This window comes from Acinetobacter sp. LoGeW2-3, assembly GCF_002688565.1.
Classification (GTDB): domain Bacteria; phylum Pseudomonadota; class Gammaproteobacteria; order Pseudomonadales; family Moraxellaceae; genus Acinetobacter.
Window position 1 is genome coordinate 1,941,169 of sequence record NZ_CP024011.1, and the last position, 12,120, is coordinate 1,953,288.

At 42.5% G+C, this 12,120-nt stretch carries 12 protein-coding genes and 1 tRNA gene; 6 read left to right on the forward strand and 7 right to left on the reverse strand.

Annotation, left to right across the window (positions count from 1 at the left end; translation table 11 throughout):
- The first annotated feature begins 102 nt into the window (after nt 1-102).
- From ftsH to BS636_RS09355, 4 genes are all read left to right on the forward strand, one after another.
- Nucleotides 103-1,992: an ATP-dependent zinc metalloprotease FtsH gene (gene ftsH / locus BS636_RS09340; RefSeq protein ID WP_099339640.1), complete on the forward strand. Its 1,890-nt coding sequence runs from the start codon at nt 103-105 to the stop codon at nt 1,990-1,992.
- A gap of 107 nt (nt 1,993-2,099) precedes the next feature.
- A complete protein-coding gene (locus BS636_RS09345) occupies nt 2,100-2,711 on the forward strand; it encodes a GNAT family N-acetyltransferase (RefSeq protein WP_099338503.1) in 612 nt (203 codons plus the stop codon).
- Nucleotides 2,712-2,787: 76 nt separating this feature from the next.
- The gene (gene folP, locus BS636_RS09350) at nt 2,788-3,642 is read left to right on the forward strand and encodes a dihydropteroate synthase (protein ID WP_099338504.1); all 855 of its coding nucleotides are present in this window, start codon (nt 2,788-2,790) and stop codon (nt 3,640-3,642) included.
- A 104-nt stretch (nt 3,643-3,746) separates the two neighbouring features.
- On the forward strand, nt 3,747-4,061 hold the full coding sequence (locus BS636_RS09355; RefSeq protein WP_099338505.1) for a DUF5713 family protein: 315 nt from the start codon (nt 3,747-3,749) through the stop codon (nt 4,059-4,061).
- Nucleotides 4,062-4,090: 29 nt separating this feature from the next.
- On the opposite strand, the gene BS636_RS09360 is transcribed toward BS636_RS09355, so the two are convergent.
- From BS636_RS09360 to BS636_RS09370, 3 genes are all read right to left on the reverse strand, one after another.
- On the reverse strand, nt 4,091-4,780 hold the full coding sequence (locus BS636_RS09360) for a hypothetical protein (RefSeq protein ID WP_099338506.1): 690 nt from the start codon (nt 4,778-4,780) through the stop codon (nt 4,091-4,093).
- A gap of 92 nt (nt 4,781-4,872) precedes the next feature.
- A tRNA-Leu gene (locus BS636_RS09365) sits at nt 4,873-4,958 on the reverse strand.
- A gap of 146 nt (nt 4,959-5,104) precedes the next feature.
- A complete protein-coding gene (locus tag BS636_RS09370; protein WP_099338507.1) occupies nt 5,105-5,830 on the reverse strand; it encodes a hypothetical protein in 726 nt (241 codons plus the stop codon).
- A 174-nt stretch (nt 5,831-6,004) separates the two neighbouring features.
- Here BS636_RS09370 and BS636_RS09375 point away from each other — a divergent pair, with 174 nt between their 5' ends.
- The gene (locus tag BS636_RS09375; RefSeq protein WP_099338508.1) at nt 6,005-6,511 is read left to right on the forward strand and encodes a hypothetical protein; all 507 of its coding nucleotides are present in this window, start codon (nt 6,005-6,007) and stop codon (nt 6,509-6,511) included.
- A 38-nt stretch (nt 6,512-6,549) separates the two neighbouring features.
- Here BS636_RS09375 and BS636_RS09380 read toward each other — a convergent pair whose 3' ends face one another.
- From BS636_RS09380 to BS636_RS09390, 3 genes are all read right to left on the reverse strand, one after another.
- On the reverse strand, nt 6,550-6,828 hold the full coding sequence (locus BS636_RS09380) for a hypothetical protein (RefSeq protein WP_099338509.1): 279 nt from the start codon (nt 6,826-6,828) through the stop codon (nt 6,550-6,552).
- 46 nt (nt 6,829-6,874) lie between these two features.
- Nucleotides 6,875-8,200 carry a hemolysin family protein gene (locus BS636_RS09385; protein ID WP_099338510.1) on the reverse strand — a complete coding sequence of 442 codons (1,326 nt, stop codon included), beginning with the start codon at nt 8,198-8,200 and terminating at the stop codon, nt 6,875-6,877.
- Nucleotides 8,201-8,327: 127 nt separating this feature from the next.
- Nucleotides 8,328-9,317 carry a LysR family transcriptional regulator gene (locus BS636_RS09390; RefSeq protein WP_004814962.1) on the reverse strand — a complete coding sequence of 330 codons (990 nt, stop codon included), beginning with the start codon at nt 9,315-9,317 and terminating at the stop codon, nt 8,328-8,330.
- A 675-nt stretch (nt 9,318-9,992) separates the two neighbouring features.
- On the opposite strand from BS636_RS09390, the gene BS636_RS09395 reads away from it, so the two are divergent.
- Nucleotides 9,993-11,594, forward strand: a complete 1,602-nt coding sequence (locus tag BS636_RS09395) for an isocitrate lyase (protein ID WP_099338511.1) — start codon at nt 9,993-9,995, stop codon at nt 11,592-11,594.
- A 61-nt stretch (nt 11,595-11,655) separates the two neighbouring features.
- Here BS636_RS09395 and BS636_RS09400 read toward each other — a convergent pair whose 3' ends face one another.
- Nucleotides 11,656-12,036 (reverse strand): diacylglycerol kinase, encoded by a 381-nt coding sequence (locus tag BS636_RS09400; RefSeq protein ID WP_099338512.1) that lies wholly within the window; start codon nt 12,034-12,036, stop codon nt 11,656-11,658.
- Between the last annotated feature and the right edge of the window lie 84 nt (nt 12,037-12,120).

Here is a 12,120-nt window from a genome sequence, read left to right on the forward strand (position 1 = left end):
TGCATTTTGTACGTTTTTAATAATTGCAAGTTGAACATAACTTGGAAATTAAGGTCACCCGTGAGGGCATGATCAAATTAGATTGGAATGGGAAATAAAGCTTTGAGCGATCTTTTTAAGAATGCCGTATTGTGGCTCGTGATACTGGGTGTGCTGGTGCTCATCTTCAGCAACGTCAGTGATCGCAATCAGCCGACAACAATGAACTATTCAGAGTTCGTTGCAGCGGTGAATGACGGCCAGATTAAGCAAGTGACAATAGATGGCGAAAGAATTCGTGGTGAGAAATCAAACGGTTCAGAGTTTGAAAGTATTCGCCCGGCAGTTCAGGATCCTGAGCTGATGCCAAATCTCATCAAGAACAACGTGGTGGTTGAAGGTACTGCACCGCAACGCCAAGGCTTGTTGATGCAGTTGCTGATCGCAAGTTTCCCTGTGCTTTTAATCATTTTGTTATTCATGTTCTTTATGCGCAACATGGGTGGCGGTGCAGGTGGCAAGAACGGCCCGATGAGCTTCGGTAAGTCGAAGGCGAAAATGCTGTCTGAAGACCAGATTAAAGTGACCTTCACCGATGTTGCTGGCTGTGATGAAGCAAAACAGGAAGTGGTCGAAATCGTAGACTTCCTGAAAGATCCTGCAAAATTCAAACGTCTGGGTGCGACTATTCCTAAGGGCGTCCTGATGGTTGGTCCTCCAGGTACAGGTAAAACCCTGCTTGCAAAAGCCATTGCGGGTGAAGCCAAAGTTCCATTCTTCAGTATTTCCGGTTCTGACTTCGTAGAAATGTTCGTGGGTGTCGGTGCATCTCGTGTACGTGACATGTTTGAACAGGCGAAACGCCATGCGCCATGTATCATCTTCATCGATGAGATTGATGCGGTTGGTCGTCACCGTGGTTCAGGTACAGGTGGTGGTCATGATGAACGTGAACAGACACTGAACCAGATGCTGGTTGAGATGGACGGTTTCGAAGGCAACGAAGGTATTATCGTAATCGCGGCGACTAACCGTGCTGATGTACTGGATAAAGCTTTACTTCGTCCAGGCCGTTTCGACCGTCAAGTGATGGTTGGCTTACCAGACATTAAAGGTCGTGAGCAAATCCTGAATGTCCACTTGAAGAAACTACCTTCTACCACTGGCGTGGATGTGAAAGTTCTTGCTCGTGGTACGCCTGGATTCTCTGGTGCGCAGTTGGCAAACCTTGTGAACGAAGCAGCGTTATTCGCGGCACGTCGTAACAAGAACACTGTCGACATGCATGACTTTGAAGATGCCAAAGACAAGTTGTACATGGGTCCTGAACGTAAATCGATGGTACTTCGTGAAGAAGAACGTCGTGCTACGGCTTACCATGAAGCAGGTCATGCGATTGTTGCTGAAATGCTGCCAGGTACAGACCCTGTGCATAAAGTAACGATTATGCCGCGTGGTTGGGCATTGGGTGTAACCTGGCAGTTGCCTGAGTTTGACCAGACCAGCCATTACAAAGACAAAATGTTAAATGACATTTCGATCTTGTTCGGTGGTCGTATCGCAGAAGAAATCTTCATTAACCAAATGTCGACTGGTGCGTCAAATGACTTCGAACGTGCAACTAAAGTGGCACGTGCGATGGTGACCAAATACGGTATGTCTGACAAGTTAGGCGTAATGGTCTATGAAGATGATTCTCAGCAATCCTTCATGGGCAGTATTGGCAGCCGTACAATTTCTGAAGCAACTCAACAACAGGTTGATGCTGAAGTACGTCGTATCATTGATGAGCAATACAAAGTGGCGCGTGACATCCTGGAAAATAACAAGGATATCGCGCATGCCATGGTGAAAGCGTTGATGGAATGGGAAACAATCGACCGCGAGCAAATCCGTGACATCATGGAAGGTCGTGAGCCGAACCCACCTAAGGTATACGTTTCAGACAATCCTGTGATTGATGTTACGCCAACCGATGGTCCAATGACTCCTCCGCCATTGCCAGCCAACTAAGCTGAAAATAAAAAACCACCTTCGGGTGGTTTTTTTATGGCAATGATTTAGATTGTTTTGGCTGGATGCTATATTCAGCCTAGAAAAATCAAAGAGCTAAAATAAAAATGAAGATGCCAGTTTTAGAATCCAATATTTATCAGTTACGTTTAGAGCCGCTGACATGGGAACATTATGCAGATTTAGAAGCTGCGTGTGCTGAAGGGGATTTGGGTGAGGATCTGTATAATTCTGTGCCTTACTTAAGCAAATTAAAACCATATGTGCAGCAGGCTTTAGATCAACAGGTTCAGGGGTCAAGAATGGCCTTTGCTGTGATCGATTTAATATCTGGTCGAGCCATTGGCACGACTAGCTATCATGACATCAAACCTGAAATCCCACGCTTTTATATTGGCTATACCTGGTATGCAAAGCGCTATCAGCGTACTTATGTAAATCGGGTCTGTAAATATCTCTTGTTAAGCCACGCTTTTGAGCAGCTGGATGCTCAGGTAGTAGGCTTCCGGACGGATCATCTGAATCTAAGAAGTCAGAAAGCCATTGAAGCACTGGGTGCGAAACGGGATGGTATCATTCGCTGTCATATGTTGCGTAAAGATGGCCAAACAGTTCGGGATAGTTATATCTATAGTATTTTAAAAAGTGAATGGGCGGATGTGAAATCGCAACTGCAATCCAAGCTGATGCAATACTCCAATAAGCAGTTTGAAATCTAATTCTGAATAGATTCAGCTTTGCTTTATCTCGCTATCCATACGACAATACGCGGGTTATTGGATTTAGGATGAAAACATGCAGCTGATGCCTTTGTTACCACGCTTATGGACATTTGGACACTTAAAACTGGATTTATCTCAACCGCATGTGATGGGAATTTTAAACGTTACTCCAGATTCCTTTAGTGATGGTGGTCAGCATAATTCCAAAGATGCTGCAATAGCACGCGCTTTGGAGATGATTGCTGAAGGCGCAACTGTAATCGATGTGGGTGGTGAATCAACGCGTCCAGGTGCATCGGTAGTCGAAGTTGAAGAAGAAATTCGCCGTGTGGTCCCAGTAGTTGAGGAATTAGCTAAACATAATGTCGTGATCTCTATTGATACCTCTCAGCCAGAAGTGATTAAAGCTGCAGTCAAAGCAGGGGCGCATATCTGGAATGATGTTCGTGCTTTAACCCGACCGAATGCTTTGGAGACCGCAGCAGAACTCAATATTCCGGTGATCATCATGCATATGCGTGGTGAACCCACCACCATGAATAATCTAGATCAATATGAAGATGTGACCACAGATGTAATTGCCGAGTTGAGTCAGCGGGTACAAGATGCATTGGATGCTGGTGTGAGAATTGAAAACATCATGATTGATCCTGGTTTTGGTTTTGCTAAAAATGCGGAACAGAATCTAAAATTATTGAATGAATTTTATAAACTGAATGAACTGGGCTACCCAATCCTGTCGGCGCTGTCACGTAAACGCTTTATTGGACAGGCATTAGGTGGGGCAGAAGCCATAGATCGCGCAGTGGGTTCAGTGTCAGCACATCTTCTGAGTATTCAACAAGGAGCCTGCATGGTACGCGCACATGATGTCAAAGCGACTGCAGATGCGATTAAGGTCTGGAAAGCAATGCAAACTGCAGTTTAATGATGTATTGATTTTCATGCTAAGCGTTGTGCTGTTTGGCTTTTAAGCGGCAATGTGGTATATAGGGCACGCTTAACTTTTAATATTGTTTTAGAGTGCCTGTAATGTTTGCAGATTTACTTCTCCCAATGTTCGATGATGAATATTATCCCGATATTCTGGTTGCTGAAGTAAAGCAGCATATCGAACGCTTTGCCAAAAAGGTGGCGAAATCTGGTTTATCTGAGTATGAGATTTATCAGTTTGCCAATGCGACTGTAGCAGAAATCAATGAAATGAAGCCGCAGTTTGAAGACCTGGATTCCTCACTGGATGATACCGCAGCAGATTATATTGCTGAGGCGATGATGATGGTGGTACAGGATCAAGGATACTTCGAAGTTGAAATGGAAGAACTGGTCGCCACCCGAGAATGGTAAGAAAAAAGCCCTGTAAAACAGGGCTTTTTTTAATGGTCTAAAAATGCGTCTTTAAAATTTTTATAATGAATTTCATCTAGCAGTTTCTGCTCTTCCTGCATACAGCGTTGATGCAATTCCAGATAATACTTTTTTAAATCCTTTTGCAGTGGCACCGGTTCAGGCGCTTTGCTCTGCGACTGTTGATAAGACCAGTAAGCCAATTGACGGATATGCTGCAAACGGACCAGCAGGGTACTGCGGGTAGAATTTCTAAAACACGGTTCAATTAAAACCGGGACAAAACCGCTGAAGGCAAGTAGGCCTAAGCAAGGCAAAGCAATGAACACTGAGTGGTAGTATTGAAAGTTGATCAGCGACAGGACAGCAATCAGGGTTTGAATATATAAACAGGATTGCAAGCGCTTTGCATAGCGTGCAGAACTGTATTTGGCCTGAAACTGGGCACGCCAGATATAAGGATAGAGCATGCTGATGAGTACGACCGTACCTGCACTAATGGCCTGATTCTTTGAATCCATAAAGTCAGGATAAAAAGGTAAGGAGAAGCACAAACAGCAGAATGCTGTAATCAGCATCAAAATACCAATACGCAAATATAAATACAGATCAACAGGTTGATTCAAATATTTATACCGACTGTAGCTGAGTCTGCAAAAGAAGGCATCAGGATGGCGTAACTGTAATTTGGCTAGATCGAAAGAGCGGGGTGCGGACATGGGGAAGCACACTCTATTTAGAAAATTCAGGCACAAAAAAACCAGCGGATGGCTGGGATTCTGCATTTGCACCATTTTAAGCTGAGTCAAAATGGTGCCCGAGGCCAGACTCGAACTGGCACGCTTTGTGGGCGGGGGATTTTAAATCCCCTGTGTCTACCGATTTCACCACTCGGGCATGCGCGCCATCATAGATGAGCAGCGAGAACTTGGCAAGATGATTTCTTATTATTTGTTTTATTTTTCCTCAATTTTATGAGTTAAATTTTAAAAGTGATGAAACTGAACTTATTTAGAATTTCAAATCTTAATTAAAGCTTTGATTTACAGTACTTCGTCCAGATAACTGTCCACGTCGATATGTTTGATGCGTTTGCAGTACTGATGTTCAGACTTGAATAACTGGCTATACAGATCAGCATAGCGATTCAGCTGACGTTTGAGCACTTCGTATTCAGGACTTTTTGCAGAGGTTATATACAGTTTCAATCGGGTTTTCAGGCTTTGCTTATACGCCCAGAAACAGACACGACGCAGTTGATGCAGCTGATAGTATTCATCATCCTGACTGTTTTGGCGAAACAGGTTTTCCTTATAGAAACGCACAAAGCCAAAACTCACACCAAAAAACAGGAGTGCCCACATCACAAACTGGCTCTGTAAAAACTCAATATTTAAGGCAGACAAAACCACGACTGCTGCAAGCTTGACCGGACTATGTCTTAATAACTGATAAAGCGAATGCGAAGAATGCCGAATCTGTTTGATGATCAAGGGAATGACCAGCATCAGAAACAGTAGAATCGCCAAAATGGCATAGGCATGCGCTTGAAAGTTACTAATCTCAAAATTACTCAATAAGATGTCTTTCAATACAAAGCTGATTGGAATAAAGATCATGCTTGCCAAGAGCCAGGGAATAAACTCACGACGGTCATCCAGTACGCCTCTAGTCTTAATCTGGCTATAAAACAGGTAATTGTGCTTAAACGCCGCCGGATAGAGCAGCTGAAGTTGCTGAAGCAGCACATTGACTTGTTGGTTTTGCATGTAGAGGTCGAGCAGGGTGATAAATCGGTAAGATTACTATAGAGCAAATTACTGAATTTTGCCGAAAAATTGCAAAGCACAATTAAATCATCTCGTGAATCACAGGATTTTGGTTTTTTGCCCGGGAATTATGCGAAAATACCCCATTGTAAATATTATTTGTAAGGGCAGTTCATGACTGATCAATCTCCTGAGACTTTAAGCGACATCGAAATTCTGGACCTGTTACAGGCCATGAAAAATGATGAATTAGATACCGAAGCGAAAGAAGCTATTCGTCAGGGTGGTAAAGCGGGTCGTCAGGAAGCGCATAAACAGGCGTTGGTTGAATTGCATCAGTCATTTGAAGCGAAATTTGTTGAAGCGGTGTCTATCGCCCTTCATCTGAATGAAGCACAGATTAAAAAGATCCGTTATAAGAAAGACCGTATTCGTATTTTAAAAGCGTGTGGTATTGATTACCTGGCGATTGATGGTGCGGAAACAGCATTTGTATTGGCACAAATTGCACAAGCAATTGTGCGTGAAGATGCAATTGTGACCCACGACCTGCATAATATTTTCCCATTCTGGAAAGAAGGTTGGCCAATGGTACAGTTCGATAATGCTTATAAAATTCTGGAAGATGATATCCACATTCACTATCAAGCGGTACTAGATGCATTGATCGGTAAGCATTAAGAAAGTCCTTAAAAAAAGCACCCAATAGGGTGCTTTTTTTAATCTCTATAGATAAGGGAAATCAGCCAGCTGATCGGCATGATAAAAACACGCCACCAGGTAAATAGGGGCCAGAGCAGATAGTTCCCCCAGGTTAAGGTGGAATCAAAACCACGCCGTCTGCGTTCATGCGGATAGGGAATTAAAATTACCGTGAATACCAGAAGGCCTATCCCTGCCAGCAATAAAATCGGATTCTGTTCCCGCATAAAAAAGAAATACAGCAGGTAGATTCCTGAATAAAAACCAAGGCAAGCCAGCAAGGCAGAAAAATTCATCAGCATCCCTTTTTATTTTTATGATTTTAAAAAAAGAAGAATCAGATTAATCTGATTCTTCCTCAGTAGTATTCTTATTTGGTTCCAGTAGACGGGTCACCAGCAACTGGTCAATTTTGAAATGATCGACATCGACGACTTCAAATTTATAACCTGCATGAATTACGATATCCGCCGGACGTGGAATCTTACGCAGTTTGTACATCATAAAACCAGCCAAGGTTTCATAATTTTCTTCTTCCGGCATCTCATCAATGCCTAGCGCATGCTTCATATCTTCAATTGGCGTACTGCCTTCGATCAGCCATGAATCGGCATCACGTTTAAAGATCTGCTGATCTTCTTCCATAGGCGTTACCCAGTCACCCATCACAGTAATCATGATGTCAGACAGTGTAATCACACCGACAACCAGTGCATATTCATTAATCACCACCGCGAACTTTTCTTTGCTAGAACGAAAACGATCGAGTAGCTCAGATAAGGTCAAGGTATCTGGAATCATCAACACATTACGAATAGTTGATTCATTCAGCTGATTGATTTTCTGGTTATTCAGAATACGAACCAGAATATCCTTGGCATCGACATAGCCAATGACCTGGTCAATATTTTCATTACACACCAGGAATTTGGAATAAGGATATTGTGCCAGTTTTTGACGAATACTGTCTTCAGCTTCAGTCAAGGTAAAGAAGATGACATTTTCACGAGTCGTCATGCTGGAAGGAACGTTACGTTCTTCAAGCTCAAACACGTTTTCAATAAAGTGATGTTCCTGCTTTTGGAGTACGCCAGCCTGTGCGCCGGCATCCATCACCGCAGAAATATCTGCAAAGGTAATATTGTCGTCACGGATCGTGTTGACTTTAAATAAGCGGAACAGCAAGTTCGCAATGGCATTGATTACCCAAGCCAATGGCTTGCAGATTTTGATAAACACTTGAATCGGGTTGATAACTGAAACCGAAATTTTTTCCGGTGCAATCATAGCCAGGCGTTTCGGCATCAGATCGGCAAATAGAATAAATAACGAAGTTACCAATGTGAAAGATAGAGCAAAACTGATGTTCTGGGTCCAAGGACCATCATGTACACGAGATACAAATGCAGCGATATAAGGACGGAAGGCGCCTTCACCTAGAATACCGCCGAGAATAGCGACAGCATTTAAGCCAATTTGGGAGGCAGCAAAAAAGTCTGCTGAGTTTTCCTGTAAATCCAGCACTTTCTGGGCACGGAGGTCGCCTGACTCAGCCAAAATTTTAAGTTTGACCTTGCGGGCACCTGCAAGTGCGATTTCAGTCAGTGATAAAAAACCAGCCCCCGCGATGAGTATTAAGATAATCACGATGTTTTGAAAGAGGCTCACGTAATCCACCTGTGGATTGATATTATCTTGGAATATTTTTAACACAAAAAAGGACTTGAGGTGTAAAAACAGATCTCAAGTCCTTACAGTATAAGCTTAAAAAATAAGAATTTATTCGAAATTCAAATTAATAGGGTGAAAATTGCGAATTATTCTGCATAAATTCACGATTCTCTTCTTCAATCATCTGACGCGCCACATACAGAATTAGCTGACGTAACCAGCGATGCGCCGGATGATGATGCAGCAATGGACACCAAGCCATCTTCAATTCAAATTCTGGAATATAGAACGGTGGATCTTTTAGCAGCAAGTTATGGTTCTTGGCCTGTAAGCGGGCGATACGGGTTGGCAACGTAGCAACCAGATCCACATTCGATGCAAGAAGTCCCGGCATTTGATAATGTCGGGTAAACACCGAAATCTTACGCTTTTGACCAATACGTTCCAGTGCCTGATCAATCCAGCCGAGCCCAGCCTGTTTCTCAGGATTAACCCCGAAACCTACGCCCATGCCGGTTTTAGATACCCAGATATGCTGTGCATCTAGATAGCTTTTCAGGTTCAGATTGCCAGCAGCAGGGTGCTTATTATTTAGCAGACAAGAAAAGCTGTCACGCCAAACCAGGACCTGGTGGAAACTTTGTGGAATTTCATTGAACCGGTTGATTGCCAGGTCGACCTTACCTTGTTCCATGTCGCGATACGACACATCACTTGGGGTCAGGAAATCCAGAACCACATTCGGCGCTTCCGAACGGAGTGCTTTTACTAGGCGTGGTACCAGTGTGGCTTCAGCATAATCTGAAGTCATGATGCGAAAGACGCGATTGGAGGTATAAGGACGGAACTCGGTACGGGGTTCCAGAATCATGGATAGATCAGACAGAGCATCGCGAATACGTGGTTGCAGTTCCAGTGCGCGTTCAGTCGGTGTCATTCCTTCAGAAGAACGGATCAAGAGGGGATCATTAAATAAATTGCGCAGACGACGCAAAATGTTACTCATGGCCGGCTGGGTAACGCCCAGTTGCTCAGCTGCACGTGTAACATTTTTTTCGCGAAGAAGTACATCAAGATAAATTAATAGATTGAGATCGACCCGCTCCAGATTCATAAAAAAAATACCGAAAATAAAATCATGAAATTATAGTGATTATGCCATAAGTACTGCGGCTTGTGTATGTGGCTGATGAAAAAAAAGCCACCGATTTTGCAGCAATTTTTATTCATTTTTAGCAGAGGGAGCTCATAAATCAAGTCTGAATTTTGTCTGTCAATTCGGTCAATTACAGGGTCAAACTGGATGCCTATTTTTAGCTAAAATCAGGTAGGTGAAGAAGGAGGTCAGACTAAGAAGTAGGTTAGGAATAAATGGTGGATAAATTGTGTGAATTATAAAGTTATGCGTGAATTTGGTTTTCCCAAAATATAGTAAAAGATTGGCAAAAAAGATCAAAAAAACCAGCTTACCAAGCGAGTCAAGACTTAAGTCTAATGAATATTTTATGTCCAGATTGCCGAAGTTTTAGACAGAAATAAATTTCGAAAATTTAAAAATAAAATATTAAATACAGTAACTTATAGAAACTTGATTAATATATAATTAGACTTTCATCTACATATTTTTTAAATAAATAATGATAATTCGTTCAGAATATTGGATTAATTTTTTTATTGCATCTAATCTCTAACCATCGCAACGAGCTGACTAAAATCTAAACAAAGTTTTGAGGGTCTGGTTTTAGAACAACGTTGCAGAAAAATCCTAATATTATTACAGGAATATATCATGACTACATATCAAACAGCGATTGATGCAATCCGCGAATTAAAAGCGAAGTTCGGCAACACTTGGGCAGACATCAGTCCTGAAGATGCTGCGCGTATGCAACTTCAGAACCGTTTCAAAACAGGTTTAGACATTGCAAAATACACAGCAGCGATTATGCGTCGTGATATGGCTGCTTATGATGCTGACTCTAGCAAATACACTCAATCACTAGGCTGCTGGCACGGTTTTATCGCACAGCAAAAAATGATTGCGAACAAAAAATATTTCGGTACTACTGAACGTCGCTACATTTACCTTTCTGGTTGGATGGTTGCAGCTCTTCGCTCAGAATTCGGTCCACTTCCTGACCAATCTATGCACGAAAAAACTTCTGTTCCTGCATTGATCGAAGAAATCTACACTTTCTTACGTCAAGCTGACGCGAAAGAATTGAACGATCTTTTCCGTTCACTTAAAAAAGCTCAAGAAGCTGGTGACACTGCTAAAGCTGCTGAAATCACTTCACAAATCGACAACTTCCAAACTCACGTCGTGCCAATCATTGCGGACATCGACGCTGGTTTCGGTAACGAAGAAGCTACTTACTTACTAGCTAAGAAAATGATCGAAGCGGGTGCTTGTGCACTTCAAATCGAAAACCAGGTTTCTGACGCGAAACAATGTGGTCACCAAGCTGGTAAAGTAACTGTTCCACACGAAGACTTCATCGCGAAAATCCACGCGCTTCGCTATGCATTCCTTGAAATGGGTCTTGACGACGGTATCATCGTTGCACGTACTGACTCTGAAGGCGCTGACTTGACTCAAAAAATCCCAGTGGTTAAAGAGCCAGGTGACATCGCTTCTCAATACATCAGCTACTTAGACACTCAAGAAATTGACATCTCTGAAGCGACTGAAGACGAAATCCTGATCAAACGTGATGGTAAACTTCACCGTCCAAAACGTCTTGCTTCTGGCTTGTACCAGTTCCGTGAAGGCACTCAAATCGACCGCGTTGTACTTGACTGTGTAACTAGCCTGCAAAACGGTGCTGACCTTCTTTGGATCGAAACTGCGACTCCAAACGTAGCTGAAATCGCTCACATGGTTAACCGTGTACGTGAAGTTGTGCCAAATGCGAAACTTGTTTACAACAACTCTCCATCGTTCAACTGGACTTTAAACTTCCGTCAACAAGCGTACGACCGTTGGGTTGCTGAAGGTAAAGACGTATCTGCATACGACCGTGCTAAACTCATGAGCGCTGAGTACGACAACACTGAATTAGCTGCTGAAGCTGACGAAAAAGTTCGTACATTCCAAGCAGATGCTTCTCGTGAAGCGGGTGTATTCCACCACTTGATCACTCTGCCTACTTACCACACAGCTGCTCTTTCTACTCACGAGCTTGCTCAAGGTTACTTCGGTTCTGAAGGTATGTTGGCTTATGTTGCTGGCGTTCAACGTAAAGAAATCCGCGGCGGTATCGCTTGTGTGAAACACCAAGCAATGGCTGGTTCTGACATTGGTGATGACCACAAAGAAATCTTCGCTGGTGACAACGCGCTTAAAGCGGGTGACGATGCGAAAAACACAATGAACCAATTCTCTGCATAAGCACCGAATCGATTCTAGAAAAACCCTGCGCAAGCAGGGTTTTTTTATTTTTGTAATTAAATTAATGTAAAAGAATAATTGCCCAAGTAAAGAAGATGATTGCTAAAGCAACAAACTGAGCTGCACTGCCCATATCTTTGGCATTTTTAGAAAGTTCATGTCTTTCTAAAGAAATTCGATCAACTACAGCTTCAATCGCTGAATTAAATAGTTCTACGATCAAAGCGAGTAAACATACAGCAATCATTAATGCTTGTTCAAATGCATTCACGTCTAAGAAAAATGAGACTGGAATGAGAATGCTATTAATCAGTACAATTTGTCGAAATGCTGCTTCATTAAGATATGCAGCTTTAAAGCCGGATAAGGAATATCCAGTGGCATTGGTAATACGTTTAAAACCGCTTTTACCCTTAAAGGGTGATAATGGAGATTGAGTCATAGTTTTCTTTTAATTATAACTAGAGCCAGTAAGGCATTTTTTATTATATGGAAGATTATTGTACGTTAAAAAAATACATTTGAG